The 14967-nt window shown below is 68.2% G+C and carries 16 protein-coding genes; 8 read left to right on the forward strand and 8 right to left on the reverse strand.

Annotated features, from left to right (window positions below):
* Positions 1 to 31 precede the first annotated feature (31 nt).
* From D476_RS0103125 to D476_RS0103135, 3 genes are all read right to left on the reverse strand, one after another.
* Complete coding sequence (locus D476_RS0103125; protein ID WP_017622526.1) at positions 32 to 544, reverse strand: hypothetical protein; 513 nt, start codon at positions 542 to 544, stop codon at positions 32 to 34.
* Positions 545 to 993: 449 nt separating this feature from the next.
* Entirely contained in the window at positions 994 to 1179 is a 186-nt protein-coding gene (locus D476_RS0103130) for a hypothetical protein (protein WP_017622527.1), read from the reverse strand.
* A 4-nt stretch (positions 1180 to 1183) separates the two neighbouring features.
* Positions 1184 to 1396 carry a hypothetical protein gene (locus D476_RS0103135; RefSeq protein ID WP_152529196.1) on the reverse strand — a complete coding sequence of 71 codons (213 nt, stop codon included), beginning with the start codon at positions 1394 to 1396 and terminating at the stop codon, positions 1184 to 1186.
* Positions 1397 to 1740: 344 nt separating this feature from the next.
* On the opposite strand from D476_RS0103135, the gene D476_RS0103140 reads away from it, so the two are divergent.
* From D476_RS0103140 to D476_RS0103150, 3 genes are all read left to right on the forward strand, one after another.
* On the forward strand, positions 1741 to 3045 hold the full coding sequence (locus D476_RS0103140; RefSeq protein ID WP_239648582.1) for a hypothetical protein: 1305 nt from the start codon (positions 1741 to 1743) through the stop codon (positions 3043 to 3045).
* Between the two features lie 168 nt (positions 3046 to 3213).
* Complete coding sequence (locus tag D476_RS0103145) at positions 3214 to 3606, forward strand: hypothetical protein (protein WP_017622530.1); 393 nt, start codon at positions 3214 to 3216, stop codon at positions 3604 to 3606.
* A gap of 128 nt (positions 3607 to 3734) precedes the next feature.
* A complete protein-coding gene (locus tag D476_RS0103150) occupies positions 3735 to 4280 on the forward strand; it encodes a hypothetical protein (RefSeq protein ID WP_017622531.1) in 546 nt (181 codons plus the stop codon).
* A gap of 48 nt (positions 4281 to 4328) precedes the next feature.
* Here D476_RS0103150 and D476_RS0103155 read toward each other — a convergent pair whose 3' ends face one another.
* Genes D476_RS0103155 through D476_RS0103165 form a run of 3 tightly spaced genes read right to left on the reverse strand, consistent with a single transcriptional unit; the run spans position 4329 to position 7098 of the window.
* Complete coding sequence (locus D476_RS0103155) at positions 4329 to 5291, reverse strand: FKBP-type peptidyl-prolyl cis-trans isomerase (RefSeq protein ID WP_017622532.1); 963 nt, start codon at positions 5289 to 5291, stop codon at positions 4329 to 4331.
* A gap of 11 nt (positions 5292 to 5302) precedes the next feature.
* Complete coding sequence (locus tag D476_RS0103160; protein ID WP_017622533.1) at positions 5303 to 5791, reverse strand: hypothetical protein; 489 nt, start codon at positions 5789 to 5791, stop codon at positions 5303 to 5305.
* Positions 5788 to 7098 (reverse strand): hypothetical protein, encoded by a 1311-nt coding sequence (locus tag D476_RS0103165; RefSeq protein WP_017622534.1) that lies wholly within the window; start codon positions 7096 to 7098, stop codon positions 5788 to 5790. The genes D476_RS0103160 and D476_RS0103165 overlap by 4 nt, the downstream gene beginning before the upstream one ends.
* A 535-nt stretch (positions 7099 to 7633) precedes the next feature.
* Here D476_RS0103165 and D476_RS0103170 point away from each other — a divergent pair.
* The 5 genes from D476_RS0103170 to D476_RS0103190 all read left to right on the forward strand — a co-directional run bounded on the left by D476_RS0103170 (position 7634) and on the right by D476_RS0103190 (position 12775).
* Positions 7634 to 9067, forward strand: coding sequence for an alpha/beta hydrolase (locus D476_RS0103170; protein ID WP_239648583.1), 1434 nt, complete (start codon positions 7634 to 7636; stop codon positions 9065 to 9067).
* Between the two features lie 16 nt (positions 9068 to 9083).
* A complete protein-coding gene (locus tag D476_RS0103175; RefSeq protein WP_017622536.1) occupies positions 9084 to 9566 on the forward strand; it encodes a hypothetical protein in 483 nt (160 codons plus the stop codon).
* 442 nt (positions 9567 to 10008) lie between these two features.
* Entirely contained in the window at positions 10009 to 11565 is a 1557-nt protein-coding gene (locus D476_RS0103180) for a polymorphic toxin-type HINT domain-containing protein (RefSeq protein ID WP_017622537.1), read from the forward strand.
* Positions 11566 to 11606: 41 nt separating this feature from the next.
* Positions 11607 to 12251, forward strand: a complete 645-nt coding sequence (locus D476_RS0103185; protein WP_017622538.1) for a hypothetical protein — start codon at positions 11607 to 11609, stop codon at positions 12249 to 12251.
* Between the two features lie 56 nt (positions 12252 to 12307).
* Complete coding sequence (locus D476_RS0103190) at positions 12308 to 12775, forward strand: hypothetical protein (RefSeq protein ID WP_152529197.1); 468 nt, start codon at positions 12308 to 12310, stop codon at positions 12773 to 12775.
* A 187-nt stretch (positions 12776 to 12962) separates the two neighbouring features.
* Here the strand turns inward: D476_RS0103190 and D476_RS37210 are convergent, their stop codons facing one another.
* Both D476_RS37210 and D476_RS0103195 read right to left on the reverse strand, forming a co-directional pair.
* Positions 12963 to 13274 (reverse strand): hypothetical protein, encoded by a 312-nt coding sequence (locus tag D476_RS37210; RefSeq protein ID WP_152529198.1) that lies wholly within the window; start codon positions 13272 to 13274, stop codon positions 12963 to 12965.
* 8 nt (positions 13275 to 13282) lie between these two features.
* A complete protein-coding gene (locus D476_RS0103195) occupies positions 13283 to 14938 on the reverse strand; it encodes a polymorphic toxin-type HINT domain-containing protein (RefSeq protein WP_017622540.1) in 1656 nt (551 codons plus the stop codon).
* Positions 14939 to 14967: the final 29 nt, after the last annotated feature.

A 14967-nucleotide genomic window follows, 5' to 3' on the forward strand; every position in this document is an offset into this window, starting at 1 on the left:
AATGTCCGTTCTCGTCGGCGGACGGGCAGGCTCACTCCTGCTCCATGCCGCCGATCGCGGACCGCACCCTGTCCCACATGCCCGTCACGACGGGGAACCTCTCCGCGGCCTCGGCCGCCTGCGGGTCGAAGCACGGCGAACTCGCGCTGATGGAAAGCCCGTCCTCGTCGGAGGAGCCCCTGAGGGTCATCCGGAATCCGTCGTCGTTGCGGAACAGGACGTACATCTCGTCGGGGCGCATGTCCTTCTGGAGCGTGTACCCCCGCCTGCCCCAATGGTCGACCAGGGCCTCGGCCGCCTCGGCCTCGTCCTCGGACCCGACCGCGACCCGGTAGCTCTTGGAGACCTTCTCCTCGTCGGTCTTGCAGGGGGCGCTCACGGCCGGCAGCAGCGCGTCCTCGTCCATGGCCGATTCCCCAGGCAGGGCCCGGACGGCGGAGGCGATGTACTGCGATGTGCGCTCCTCGGCGCGTTTCTCGGTCAGTACGCCTTCAGGGGCGGGTGCCGCGAAGTAATAGATGCCGGACGCCACCCCCACGGTCACCAAGACGGCAATGCAACCGACGCCCGACGATCGTCCCATCTGCGGGGCCCTCCGAATCCGCTCCTGCCGGGCGCCCTGCCCGCGTGCGCACACCGCACCGCCTCGACCGCAGGGCGCGATGGACCCCTACCCCGAAACGGGGCGGGTCCACGGCACGCGGCCGAAGGGGGCGGCGCGGTCACGCCGACGGATCGCCGACGAAGGAGCGGGGAAGGCGCCGATCCCGGTGGCAGGGGGGCACGATGGAACGCGGCCCTCTGTCCTCCGGCTTTTCAGTACTCGCACCTTCAAGGCTAGGCAGCCGCGCACGACGCCAAGTAGACCCAAGCGGTCCCAAATCGGCGCGCCCGGATTTGGGCCCCATTGGGACCTCGAAGGTGGTTTGACGTGCGAGTTCCCACCTCAGGACGGGTGCTGCAAAGGGGAAGGCCCGGCGCTGGACCGCCTGGTCACAGGGTGATCGCCGCCAAGTCCGCCATGGCGGATGCGCACTGGACTTCGAGCCGGTCCCCGTCCACGACCACGATCGACAGCGTGACCCGACGGGTCGGCACAGCGCCCCCGAGGGACTCCACCTGCCCCGCCCAGACGCCTCCCAGTACCTCGGTCGCCTCCACCGTGTCCCCGCTCCCCACCGGTTCACTTCTTGTACTTGTCCACGATCTTCTCGATTTCGGACAGGGCGTTGCCGTCCATGTCGATCTGGCTCGCCTCGCGGTCGCTCGTGGGGTCGCCGTTCCTGTCGACGGCGCCCTTGTCGCCGACACTGACCCGATAGCAGGTCTCGCCCTCGCGGGCGTTGCCCTTGCTCCCCTGCATCACACGGATCGTGATGTCCTTGCTCTTGCCCATGGGCACCTTGATGACCCAGCCGGTCTCGGCGGGCTTCACCGTGGCATCAAGCGCCGGTGGGCGGGCCCAACCTGGGGAGGGCCGGAGTACGGACGGAAACACGGCTCGGGGTGTGAACGGCGCTGCCCCAAACGCGCGGGGAGACCGTGAGTTCCACGGCCCCCGGGCCTTCCGCGCCCTCCTGGCTCTCAGGCCGCAGGAGACGAAAACAGCTGTGATTTGACGCACTACCGCCCTTATGCGGTTCCCGTTTGGGTCCGAGAAACACGAGATTTGGGCCCCCGGGCCCACGCGGAGCGATGATCATTCCCCATAGTCTCGCAATCCCCCATCCCCCTTGATAAATGGAGATAACTGTGCTCGGCCGCAACCGCGCCGCCGATGAGGGAGCGGGCATCGTCGAATACGGCGGCGTCATCCTCCTGGTCAGCGCGATCGTAGGAGCCGTCATGCTGGTGGGCGTCCCCGAACGGGTCGCCGATCTCTACAGGACGGGCGTGTGCCGGATCACCGACCCCCAGGAGTGTGAGGAGCCCGGCGGGCCGCAGAGCGTGAGCGGCGTGCCGGACGACCAGGACCCGACCGTCGTCCCGTTGGGCGACTACACGCCGCCCTCCCCTGAGGACCGGGTCCCCGAGGACGACACGGCCTGGCCCTACCAGGTGGTGCCCGCGTCGGACCCGGGCCGGGGCGACGACGAGGCCGCCGACCCCGAAGACGAGGACGAAGGTGAGGAGGACCTGGCCACCAGCGGGAACGTGCCCGCGGACGAGAGCCCCGCGTACAACCCGTCCGAGGAGTACGTCCAGATGGAGGACGTGCGGGAGTCCGAGGCCGACTTTCAGAGTGTCGGCGACGGAAAGCCGCTCTGGTGCGGGCTCGGCCCCGACAACTCCATGGAGCACGAGTACACCGGCGAGAGCGTGTGCGAGACCCTGATCGGCGTCAAGAACGCGATCGACGGTGCGCGTATCGCCTGCGCCAACCCGAGGTACTGGTTCTCCGACGAGCAGTGGGCCTACTGCCGTCCCAACGCGGCGGACTACTTCGAGCACTACCTCGGAGCGACGGGCGAGGACATGATCGTCGACATGGACGAGTTCCTGTCCGACGTGCCCGAGTTCGAGGAGGAGATCGAGCGGAAGCAGAACGAGGTCATCGAGGACGTCCTCGCCGATGCGCAGGAGCGGGGGATCGACGGCCCGCTGACCTACCCGATCCACACCCAGCAGGTCGGGTGGGGGTACCCGCCGGACGCGATCAACGGCGGGGACTTCGTCTACGAGAACCCCGACTGGGCCAATGCGATCGGCAGCTTCCACTACTGGCTCGAAGGCGAGATCACCGTCTACCCTCCCGAAGAGCCCGGTGGGGAACCGACCTACTCCATGGACACCAGCATCAACATGGAGAAGTGGTACAGCTGGGAGCGCGGAGACGAGTCGACCCTCGAGGACGACAACCCCGCCAATGACGACAAGGCCTTCGACCCGCTTTTCGAGGCGGACGAGGACAGCGGCATCATCGACCAGCTCAAGGCCGACAGCATGGGCTTCTCCCATAGCGACCTGGCCCTGCTGCACCAGCATGGCGCCGCGCAGGAGTTCTGGGTCCGCGGCGACAAGGACCTGCCCACCGTGGAGGGGTGAGGCGTCCGTCACCGCGGAAGGCGGTGAACAGGCGTACCGGCGGCGCAGTGCCGGGACGGGTGCCGGAGCGCCCGCGCGCCTCGGTCCGTCGGCCGCCATGCCCCCTCGGGCGCTCGACCGCTGCCGCATCCCGTGCAACCAGCCGACCGATACTGGAGATCGCTTCTCATGTACGCCCCATCGGCCCAGGCCTCGGCACCGGCCACCGTGCGATGGATCAGGATCCTTCTCGCCGCCCTGTTCATCGCGGGCGCCTACCGCTCGGTGGGCTGGTACCTGGCTCTTCCGGCCGAACTCGACTTCACACTGATCGCCGCGGTGTTCGCGCTCCCCGGATTCTTCGCCCTCCTGCTGTCCGCGGTGGCGGGCAGGAGGAGCAAGGGCGTCTACACCGCCGTCCTGCTGACGGCCGGAGGCTTCCTCGCGTGGAGCGTTCTGAGGTTCGACGGCTACAGCCTCAGCGGATACCCGGAAGCCGCGCTCCTTCAGATCGTCGCGTCCATCGGGATCATCGTGCTGCTCACCGCCCGGCCGTCCCGCGAACACTACCTGGGCGGGTGAGCCCGCCCGTGTACCCTTACCTGTCGCCGGAGGCCCTTCTCGGCCGAGGGCCGCACGACCGCCGCACCGGACACGGCGCCACGGCCGCTCTCCGGGGACCAGCCTTCCGGAGTTGGAGGAGAACGACATTGAACCGCCTCGCCATCGGCATCGTCGCGGGATTCACAGCACTGGTCCTGAGCGGCTGCGGTGAGTCGCCCGAGGGGGAACCCGGCGGTGGAGACCGTCCGGCCCCCTCGCCTTCGCCGATCGACGCCGATACGGACGAGCTCCAGACGGCCTTCGAGGAACAGAGCGGTCTCGTCATCCCGGACAACGCCTCGGACCTGGAGATCGAGGCACAGATGCTGGAAGGGACCCGTCCCGAGTACACGCTCCGGTTCGTCACCACACGGGGTGGGGCCGAGGTCGTCTGCGACGCGGACAACCTCGGCGTCTATGCCTCCCAGGAGGTCCCGGGGGACGAGGAGCGCCAGGTGTTCGACTACCAGGAGAGCGACGAGGAGATCGGCGACAGCGTCAGGTGCGACGGCAGCAACCCGAGGCAGCCCCGCGTGCAGCGCCTGGTCTCCGTGGTCTTCCCGGCGGACGGGTTCCAGGAGGGGCCGGACGCGCCGGACGGTGAGGACGTCGCCGTCGTCTATGCGCACAGCATCCTGTGGCCGCGGCGGTGACCCCCTCCTCCGAGGAACCCGGGCCGCCCGGGGTCCTCGGAGGGACGGTCACGACGGCGGGACGACGTCCAGCACGTCGATGACGTAGACGAGGGACCGGTCGGGGGCGACGTCCACGGCCGTGTTCCCCTCCGGCCCGTAGGCCAGGTCCGGAGGGACCGTCAGCATGACGCGGCTGCCCGCTCTGACACCCTCCAGCCCTTGGCGCCACCCCTCGATCACCGAGGCCCGGTCCAGCCTGAAGTGTGCGGGGGTCGCCCCGTACTCCCACGTCGAGTCGAACTCCCTGCCCTCCTCCCAGGTGACGCCGCGGTACTGGGTGACGACGGAGCCGCCCGCCTCGGCGGGTTCGCCCTCGCCCTCGATCAGCACGGTCGACGTCGGCCCGTCCGGGGCGGAGGTCCTGGGGACGGTGATCTGCGGCCGACGGCCCTGTGCGACGAACACGTCGGGCAGCTCCCCGCCCCCGTCGAACCGCATCTCCTCGTCCGGCTGGTCCACGACCGTCCCCGCCGGGTAGCGGTCGAGGACGTCGTAGACGACGAGGGTGGTGGCGTCGTCGCCGTCGTCCCGCTCGACCTCCCGGGCCGGGGCGTCCGGCGGGTGGGAGGGGGGATAGGCCAGGGCCAGGCGCGTGCCCACGGACGCCGCGTCGAGCACCTCCACCACCTCCGGAACCGTGTCGGCCAGCGAAGGCAGCGGCAGGAACAGGGGATCACCGCCGTAGCTGGAGTAGGCCTCCCGGGCGGAGCCGTCCGGCCGCCACTCGTAGACCGCCTGGTGCGAGACGACCAGGTCGTTGCCGGTCACCTCGTCGCCGGTGCCGTCGGTGACGACGAGGCTCTCGACCCCGTCGAAGCCGGGACCCTCGGCGAAGCCGACGGACGGGGCCTCGCCGACCTCCCCCGAGATCACGGGGAACTCCGCTGCGCCGGTCGAGCAGGCGGCCGAGGCCGCCAGGACGGCGGAGACGGCGGCCAGCCGGCGCACCGCCGCCTCCCGCGGAGACATGTCCGCCACCTCTACCGCCCGAACTCTTCGGCCACGGCCCAGACACGGACCCTTCCGTCCTCGGGGAAGCTGAACACGACACTGCGGTCGACGTTCTCGCCGGACCTCATGGACGAACACCCCCGGGGGTCGACCAGTTCGGCGTCGCCGATGAGCAGGCGCTCGCGCTCCTCTTCCGCAACGTCGTCGGGGAAGGGGAGGTAGTTGCCGATGTCCCCGCTCGCGCAGAAGGCCGCGGCCTCCTCCTCGGAAGGCAGGGTGAACGTGGCGGCATAGGACTGCAGGCCGCTTTCACCGACGGCGGAGACGACCTCGACGGACTCCGCCGACTCCGGGATCCGAGCCCCGGAGAGGTCCTCGAAGTCGCCCGGCTCGGCGGCGGTGGGGCCCGGCGGGGCGGAAGGGTCCTCGGTGGGGGCGCCGCCGGTGCCGCAGCCGGCGAGGACGACGGCCGTGAGCCCGAACAGGGCAGGGGACAGGTTGCGCAGCATCAGGGTCACCGATCCGTTCCGGGGCCGCTCGCGAAGTCGCCGGTGAGCCCGTCCTCTTCGGTGTAGGTCCCGCCGCGCGCGACCGGTTCTGAGGTTCCGTACATGAGGAACTCCTGCGCCAGTCCGGCCTCGGCGAGCCGGGCGAGCTCCGCGTCCGGAACGATCCCCAGGAGGGGGACCGCCACGCCCAGCCCTTCGTGCCAGTCGTACTGGTCTCTCATGTGAATCTCTGTCTCGATCTGGTAGGACCAGGTCCCGTCCTCATCCTGGGCCACGGTGACCTGGCCGGTCTGACTGTATTCCCAGGAGCCGGAGGCCAGGTACCAGTCGTAGCCGTCCGCTTCCTGGTTCCCCCGGTGCCCTGACCAGTCGGTGGTGACGGGGAAAGTGTAGGGCCCCGTTCCCCCTTCTTCCCGGGCCCGGTCGATGGCCTCCCGCACGAGCATGTTCTGCTGCCCCTCGACGGCCCTGGAGAACCGGTCGACCGTGTCCAGCATGTCGTCGACGTCCTGCTCCAAGGGCTCCCCGGTGTTCCCGAGGTAGTGCTCCATGTTCGCGGCCGCGTTGCCGATACCCATCCGGGCGAGGAAGGCGCGCCGCTCCCAGGCGGCGTGCAGGTCCTCGTCGTCCTCCGTGGCCTCGTCCGAGTCGTACTCGGTCTCCGGTTCCGGCGCCGTCCACTCGGGCGGATGCAGCTCCCCGTCGACGGAGGCGCCCTCGGAGAGCGGCCCCAGCCCGGTGTCGGTGAGGTCGTCCGGGTCGGTACCGGCGGTGCCGTCCTCCGTGGTCTCGGTCTCGTAGGGGGTGAAGCCGTCGCCGCGCCCGCCGTCGCCGTCGTCGGCGACGGTCTGGACGGATGCGTTGTTCGAGGCGGCGTAGGACGCGTAGGTCGGGGTGACGCCGTTTCCGGCCTCGGGCTGGTAGACGAGCGGCTGGGCCTGGGTGCCCTCAGGGGTGTCGGACGCGGTGGGGGTCTCGGGCCGGCCCACGCCTCCGACTGGTGAGGAGGGCTCGTCGGAGCCGGCCCGGGGATCGGATCCGCTCTGCGAGGAGGACGGGTCGCCCTCCGTATCGTCCAGGCAGTCCCCGCCGGTGACCGCGCAGATGCCGCTGTCGATGAGCCCGGCGGTCCGGTCCGGCATGCCCACCAGGAACACCGCACCGGCGACGGCTGCCACCAGCAGGATGACGGCGCCGTACTCGGCGGCGGATGCGCCCGCGTCCGGGCGGTGGAGAAGACGGCCCTCGGCAGAGTCCGCCCCAGGAATGTCGGACGCGCGGGCCCGCGCGTGTGGTCGGCACATGTCAAGGCGCATGACGACTCTTCGGTTCGATGATGGGGGAGACGCTGCCCCCTCTGCCCGGGAAGGGAACGCCGACATCGGGACGGCAGCAATTCAGAACGGGACTATACAGGGCCCAGGGGCCCAACTTGAGGCCGACAGGGCCCATTCCAGGCCCGGTCCGCGCAGATATGGCCGATCGAAAGCGTTCCCGACCAGGGAAGCTTAGAGCGGGCTGAGAAATGCGTATCCCTGCTCTGAAGGGGGTGTCCTTCGCGGTGGACCGTTCGAGTTCGGCGGCGCCCTCAGCCCTCCTGGGCAGGCCGGATCCGGCTCTGGGCCCCGGCGGGCCGGAAAGGCGAGTCTCAGGGCGACGCGTTCACGATTGGGTCCGTAGGCCCTAGTGGTCGAAATCCCCCGCCCATTACCCTTCGGAGGGTCGAGGCCACTCCGCCGTCCCGGCGGAAGAAGGTGTGGTGCGCCTCATGCCATCGACCGGCCCCCGCTCCGGTATTCGTGTCGGGAGCCGCCCCCAATTCCCCGTGCTCGCCAACCGGAAGAGGAATGCATGCTTCGACTCGTGCCGAGAGGAGAGCGGGGCGCATCTTTCATCGAATACGGCGCCACGGTCCTTCTCGTGGCCGGAATCGTCGGCGCGGTCTTTCTCGCGGACGTCCCCGCCCGGGTGGAGGGCCTGATCTCCCACGGTGTGGAGTGCGTCGCCGACCCCCGCACCGAGGCATGCGAAGGCGGCGGGGGCGGCTCCGACGCACAGCCGGACCAGGAGGACGGCCCCCTCGACCGGCGTGCGGCTCCGCAGGCCCCCCAGCGCGGCTCCGATCCCGGCGAGGACACCGGTCGGCCCCAGAACGCCGACCTGCCGACCGAGGAGAACGCCCCCCAGGACGCCGACGCACCGTCCGCCCCCGAAGAGCAGACGCCGACCCGGGTGCAGCCGGTGGGCTGGTTCGGAGGCGACGAGGGGCCGGAGCTCGCGCCTGACCCCGAGACCAAGCCCGACCAGGTGAACGACTGGTGGGAGGGCCTGAGCCAAGCGGAGCGCGAAGAGGTGATGGAGGAGGAGCCCGAGCACATCCGCAACCTGGACGGCATCCCGGCCGAAGTCCGCGACGAGCTCAACCGCGAATTCCTCGACGCCGAGGTCGAGCGGATGCTGGAGGAAGAGGGGCTCAGCGCCGACGAGGTCCTCGACTACGACCTCGACCAGGTCCGGGACAACCCCGTCCCCGGGGCACCGAGTCTGGAGCTGTGGGAGATGACCAAGCTGCAGCGGACCGTCGGCCAGGACGGCTCCGACCACTACATCATGGGCCTGGACCCCGAGGAGGGGCGCGCGATCGTGTCCGCCGGCAACCCCGACACCGCGGACAACGTCGCCACCCTGGTGCCGGGGACCGGGATCGAGTGGACGGCCATCAACGGCCAACTGGGCCGGGCGGAGAATGTCCGGGGCGCGGCCGAGCGGTTCGACGAGGAGGCCGACCACGCGGTGATCTCCTGGATCGGCTACGACAGCCCGAACCGGCTCCAGGCGCCATGGGGCGGTAAGGCCGACGACGGCAAGGACGATCTCCAGGACTTCCAGTACGGTCTCCGGGTCACCCACGAGGGCGGGCCGTCGAACAACACGCTCATCGGACACAGCTACGGTTCCGTGGTCGTCGGGCACGCCGCGCAGAACGACTCGGGGGCCTACGTCGACAACATCATCCTCGTGGGCAGTCCCGGCGTGGGCGGTCCCGTGGAGGAGCTGAACTTCGACGGCGACATCGAGGACATCCATATCGCGATGTCGGACGAGGACTGGATCAACAACAGTCCGCTGAAGGGGTTCCACGACTACGACGGCCTGGACCACCCTGACGTGTCGCGGATCAGGACCGGAGACGATACTGAACATGACGCGTACTTCAACCAGGAGAAGAAGGACGAGGACACCATTGAGTTGCGCCAGTTCGGAGAGATCGTCGCGGGCGGGTGAGACGGGCGCGGGATCCGTGCCCCCCGGTGGCCGCCGGTCGGCGGCGGTCTGCCTCGTCGCCGCGGCATTCCTGGCCACCGCCTGCGGCGGCGGCCAGGACGCCGAACCGGCCAGCCCGCTGGACGAGGCGGAGGCCGGTGAGCGCGTGGCCGCGCACATCGAGGACGCGGTCGCGGCGCTGCCCGGCGACGTGGAGCTGGAGGAGGTGGGCAACGGCCGCGTCAGCGCGGCGTGCGACACCGATCCCCTCATCACGGTGAGCGAGGCGTACTTCCTGCGCGGGCTGCCCGAGGAGGACAACGAGGAGAACGTGGACCTGCTGGTCGAGCACTGGGAGGACAGCGGGTTCACGGTGACGGACGACCTGCGCCCGGACGACGTCTTCGTGACGGCCGCCAACGACGAGGACGGGTTCACGATGTCGGTCGCGATGAGCAAGCAGGGAAGCCTGTCGATCGACGCCACGTCCCCCTGCATCCACCCGTCCGGAACGGACTGACCGGACCCCGGGCTCCGGCCGGGGTCCGTCCTCGGGATTGGAGAAGTACGTGTCCTTCTTCTGGTCGAAGCCGCGGCCCGTGAGCTGGAAGCGCACGTTCGCCGACCCGGGCTTGTCCGGGTAGGGGTTCTCCACGTCGACGCGGAACTGCCCGCCCTGGGACTCGCCGTTCTTCACGGTCTCGCTGCCGAACCGGGGCGCGTTCTCGCCCGAGGGCCCAGTTTCGGGCCCAACCTGCGGGGATATCGGCGCAGCGTGGCTGAGAAGCGCGAAGCACGGTGACCGCTGGGGTCTCGGTCGTGCCCTGCCGACGGTGCGCGATTCCGTCGGCCGCACGCCTTCCGATAGCGTTGTCCGGCTTCCCAGGGGTTGATCGGTTTTTGGCTTCCGGTCGCAGCCTCTGGAGGATCGTGGTCGTTGCGCGTTGAGGAGGACCTGAGCAGTGCGGTGGGTGTGGAGGGCCGAGGCCGGCGGCTTCAAGGTCGAATACGGCGCATTGGTCCTGCTGGTGGCGACGATCGTCGCGGCGGTCTTCGCGTTCGGCCTGCCCACCGACATCCAGCGCTTCTATGCCTCTGCCCTCTGCCAGGTCTCCGGTGACGAGGACTGCGAAGAGCTCGAAGGCGGCGACGCGTCGCCGGAGGCGTCTGCGAGCCCGGACACCGAAGGCGCGGACGGGAGCGACGGCGCGGACGGCGGCGGGCCGTCGGCCGACCCGAGCGCGGACCCCGGGGCCTCCCCGGGAGCCGATGGCGAGGACTGGGTGAACCCGGCCGACGCGCTCCTGGCCCAGTACGATCCCACAGCGGCCCAGGACTACGCCGATGCCCAGGCGGACCTCGAGGAGGCGCAGAGCGACCTGGACGAGGCGGGGTTCGACGATGTCCGCGATGAGCTGTTGAACCTGGTCGGCGACATCATCGGCTACAACGACGCGCGGGACTGCGTCACCAAGGGCGACATCATGGCCTGCCTTTGGACCGTGGTCGGTTTCACCCCCTGGGGCAAGGGCGCCAAGCTCCTGAAGAACTCCGCCAAGATCGTCAAGCTGTGGAACCGCTTCCGCAAGGCGAAGAAGGCCAAGGAGGCGGCGGAGCGGGCCGTGTCCACGGCGCAGTCCAAGCTCGACGACCTGGTCTCGAAGGTCACCTCCTCGTGCAAGCTCAGCAGCTTCCTGCCGTGCACCGAGGTCCTGATGGCCGACGGCAGCACCAAGGCGATCTCGCTCGTCGAGGTCGGGGACCTGGTGATGGCCTCGGACCCCGTGACAGGGGAGCGGTCACCCCAGCCGGTGACCGCGGTCATCGGCTCCTACGGCGACAAGGAACTGGTCTCGCTCAGCTTCCGCGCCGGGGGCGGAATCACCGGCGCCGGCGGGCTCACCGCGACCGGCGGCCACCCCTTCTGGGTCGAGGACGAGCAGACCTGGAAGGAGGCCCGCGAACTCGCCCCGGGGGACGAGGTCATCGGCCCCGACGGGCGGGTCTCACGGGTGACCGCCGCCAGCACCGAGCGGCGGGCGCAGCAGGTCAACAACCTGAGCGTGGCGAACTTCCACACCTACTACGTGTGGACCGGAAGCGGTGCCGCGCTGGTCCACAACTGCAAGCTCAAGCAGCTCAACGGTCCGGGGCGCCCGTTCCAGACCCCGAAGGGGCTGATCTTCCGGGACCGGACCTACAAGGAGGGCGACCAGCATGCGCTCCAGCACGTCCTGGAGCACAGCGCCGACAGCTCGCCCAAGGCGATCGAGCGGATGAAGAACGGGCAGCCGCACACCAAGTTCAAGCAGGACGGGAACGCGGTACAGACCCTCAACGACGCCTGGGGCAAGCGGAAGAAGAAGGACGTGCGCAAGTCCAAGAACAACGGCAGGACGACCTTCTGGATCCCGATGGAGAACACCATCGGTGACGACGGTGAGAAGATCGTGAAGATCGTCGTCGAGAAGGGGAACGAGGTCGTCACCGCCTACCCGGTGAAGAACATGGGCGACTGAGCCGTTCGACGGTACCGGGTGGAAGGGGGGCGGCAGGGGNGATGCAGCGGTGCAACGAGTGCGGGTCGATCGACCTGGGCAAGGAGTGCGCGGAGCGCACAGGCGAGTGCCTCTGGGTGTGCGGTGAGTGCGGTTCCATCTGGCGCGACGGTGAGGACCTGGCCGGGTCGGCCTCGGCGGAGACCAACTCCTACGCGCCGCCGCCGGGTGGGGCGGGGCTGGCCGAGTTCACCCCGGTCCCGGTGCCGCCGCACGGGCGTTCGGCCTACCCCAAGGCGGTCCGGGCGATCGCGGAACTGGTCTCCACGGGTTTCTACGACCCCTTCATGCTGGGCATGCCCGCGGCCGAGGCGGCGGCACTGACCGGCCATGAGGCCGAGGAGGGCTGGACCTCGGAGGAAGGCCCCGTCCGCGTCAGGGCCGCGGCAGGACAGGTAGCCGAGATCGCGATCGAACCGCCTGGCGGGCCGGTGCCCATGCCCGGTGACCTTCCTCCGGGAGCCGACCTGTCCCTGGTCAACGTCCCCCTCGCAGAGGAGGCGGTCGGCAAGGCCGGAGGCTCATGCGAGAAGACCGGAGAGTTCATGGGCAAGGTCCGCCTGGACTTCCGGACGCCTGACACGGCGGGGGAGCTGCACTTCGTGCGCTACCGCCTCATCCGTGCCCACGTCCGACCGGCGGGTTAGCGACACCGGAGCCGAGACCGGTCGACTCCGATCAGAGACGGAGGGGGATGACGCCGATGGACGGTACTCGGCTCGCCGTGTTCGCCCTGAGCGCCTGCGGGGTGCTGCTGCCGCTCGCCGCCGGATGCTCCGACGGAGGGGGAGGGGAGGAGCCGCCAGCTCTGTCGACGGTGGACTCCTCCACTGAGGAGCCCTACGACCCCAATCAGCCGCCGCCGTCCCCGAGCCCGGGCGCTGAGGAGACGCTGACCATCGCGCAGGGAACTCAGGGGTCCGCGGTGGGGCAGCGCATCGGTGTGCTGTCCATCGACGACGGGACGACCCGGCTGTCCTTCGCCCCTGAGGCCGACGCCGGAAACTCCGACGCCGAGGAGTACGTCGAGGGCGAGGCGGGTGACACCTTCACCCTGGAGACCGGCCACACCGGCACCATCGAAGAAGTGACCGTCTCCGCCCCGGAGTCACCAGAGGAAGAGGGCGCCGCGACGGGCGCCGTGCGGGTCAGCGTGACCGCTCCGGAGTAGGGGCGAGGAGGTCTTTCTTCGCCGCCCCAATGTCCGAGAACCCCTCGGCGGAAGCGCTTCTTGGTGCCCCGGAATAAATACGGTGTAGTGGAGGAGTTGCTCGACTCGTCATGTCGAAACAGGGAATGAGAGAGCGAGACGTGATGGGGCGTGTCGCCTTTGACGGGTTTATCGGCACCAAGCCGTCTCACTTCTTAGCCCAGTAGACCATTCGACCACAGGGTTTTACCTTATCAGAAGTTTGGTAGCCGGAATTAATTGTTATTTTGATGTATGGAGACTCCCCGCCATAAAGGGCGTCTAGGTCAAATATTATTTCTTCGATATCATCTTCTAGTTCATCGGTTTTCTCGTGCACCCAGAATATTAGTTCAAGTGAATCCTCTTCTTTTTTGGCCCGGAGTGCTACTGCCACAATGTTCTTCGAGATCAATCCTAGTTGTGCTTGTACAAGGTTGAGTGTTGCCTCGTTCTCGAATTCCAGTTCGTCACTATTCATGAAGCTACCTATGGGGCCGTGGGGACGATACTGGGGCTTTTGGTCCCTTTGATGAGGAAGGTATGAGTGGGAACATCTTTTCGCCCCATGCGCGGGTTGTTATCGTAACCGGTGACCGACTTAACTTCGATCTTGATGTGTCCGGCCTTTGTGGTGCCGATTACCCTGGCATTTCCGCTGTGGTAGGCATCAAGTACCGCCTGGGCGTCGGCGTGGGAGTTCAAGTAGCCGCCATTGCTGTGTCCTTTTCCTCCCAGGATGTGTCGATTTTGCTTTTGGGTGCTAATCTTGGTATTTACTTGGGGGAGCTTGACCGTGTTGCCTTGAGGGTCGGTAGTGTGGGTCGGCGGGCACCCCGAGTTGTGTGTGAGCACTGATGCTGAACCGAACACAGTGTAATAGGTGCTCAGGCCGTCTACTGTGAGGTTGTATACGCGCTGCCCTTCAAAGACTTGTTCCCGAGTTCTACTTACCTGTGTCCAGGCGCCCGCTGAGGTGCGAAGCCGGTCGCCGGACTGCAGCTCGGTGGCATTGACCCACTCGGCTCGGGCGGGGGCCCAGAAGGGGTGTCCCGCGGTCGCGGTCACCGTTGCGGCTGTTCCGTCCTCGTTCTTGACGGTGATGTCGACGAGTGTCTTCTCGCCCTGGCCCTCAATGGTGGCCGTGACGGGGCGTGGACCCTCCTCCGCTGTCAGAGGATCGAAGGCCCAGACCTCGTCGCCGACCTCGATGCTCTCGATCGGGGCCGTGGAGCCGTCGGCCATGAGGACACCGGTGCCCGGGGCGAAGCTGTTGGACTCGCAGGGGGAGTCCTTCTCCTCCTTCGACTCCTCGTCCTTGCTGCCTTCGTCCTTCTCTCCACCGCCTTGGTCGGAGCTGTTTCCCTTGTCTGGTGAGGAATCGGGGGTTCCAGGAAGTTTGCCGCCGTCTGGGACTTTGCTCAGTACTCGGAGCATCTTGAGCGCGATCCCGGCGCCCACAGCGAGCAGGGTACCGAACTCCCACAGCCCATAGCCGAGTACAAGGGCCCAATCGCCTTCAGAGAACGCCTCCCGAAGCTCCTGGCTGACCAGAAGCCCCCAAGGGTCCTCCTGGATCGACTGGATGAGGGTGGCAACCGCCTGCGGAGCGTCTGTTACGAGGGCCCACAGGCCTTCGATGGCCCCAGCCATGTCACCGACGACGGCGGTAATCATGGCGTCCAGGAAGCGCTCTAGAAATGGGTCATCGGGATTGATCTCGCCCAGCGGTTCAAGCGGTTCAGGGGAAAGTTCATCGCCCGGCGCCAGATAGAGTCCGTCGTCCGGTGGTGCGTCACTCAGGACGTACTCGTAGACCGGGGACTTCCCATCCCACAACGCGTTGTCGGAGTCGGCGCCGTCCGTTGGATGTGCGGAGGAGCCGTCGGTTTCATGGGGGGCGGTGCTCGTCGGGACATTCATGTCGTTGGAGTCCTCGCCTGCGAGCGACGGCGTGGCGTCATCACCACCTCCGTCGGCCTGGGCGTCGGAGACGCTGTCCACAGAGTTCTGCAGGAGCGACGCGATTCGGTCGGCCGTGCGCAGATCCATCAGCACACTGAGGATGGCGGCGATGAGCAGGATGACAGCGGCGTATTCGACCGCGTTCGCGCCGCGTTCGGGGTTGTGGATTCTACGTAGCACCAGAGCACCTGAGGGGATGGGAACCGGGG

The sequence above is a fragment of the Nocardiopsis chromatogenes YIM 90109 genome, assembly GCF_000341185.1.
GTDB lineage: Bacteria > Actinomycetota > Actinomycetes > Streptosporangiales > Streptosporangiaceae > Nocardiopsis_A > Nocardiopsis_A chromatogenes.

Bases quoted from the DNA above. Each gene is read 5' to 3' on its own strand.
- D476_RS0103135 (WP_152529196.1), bottom strand. From the start codon at position 1,396: ATGGGCAAGAGCAAGGACATCACGATCCGTGTGATGCAGGGGAGCAAG.
- D476_RS0103140 (WP_239648582.1), top strand. From the start codon at position 1,741: ATGGAGATAACTGTGCTCGGCCGCAACCGCGCCGCCGATGAGGGAGCG.
- D476_RS0103145 (WP_017622530.1), top strand. From the start codon at position 3,214: ATGTACGCCCCATCGGCCCAGGCCTCGGCACCGGCCACCGTGCGATGG.
- D476_RS0103155 (WP_017622532.1), bottom strand. From the start codon at position 5,291: ATGTCTCCGCGGGAGGCGGCGGTGCGCCGGCTGGCCGCCGTCTCCGCC.
- D476_RS0103165 (WP_017622534.1), bottom strand. From the start codon at position 7,098: ATGCGCCTTGACATGTGCCGACCACACGCGCGGGCCCGCGCGTCCGAC.
- D476_RS0103170 (WP_239648583.1), top strand. From the start codon at position 7,634: ATGCTTCGACTCGTGCCGAGAGGAGAGCGGGGCGCATCTTTCATCGAA.
- D476_RS0103185 (WP_017622538.1), top strand. From the start codon at position 11,607: ATGCAGCGGTGCAACGAGTGCGGGTCGATCGACCTGGGCAAGGAGTGC.
- D476_RS0103190 (WP_152529197.1), top strand. From the start codon at position 12,308: ATGGACGGTACTCGGCTCGCCGTGTTCGCCCTGAGCGCCTGCGGGGTG.
- D476_RS37210 (WP_152529198.1), bottom strand. From the start codon at position 13,274: ATGAATAGTGACGAACTGGAATTCGAGAACGAGGCAACACTCAACCTT.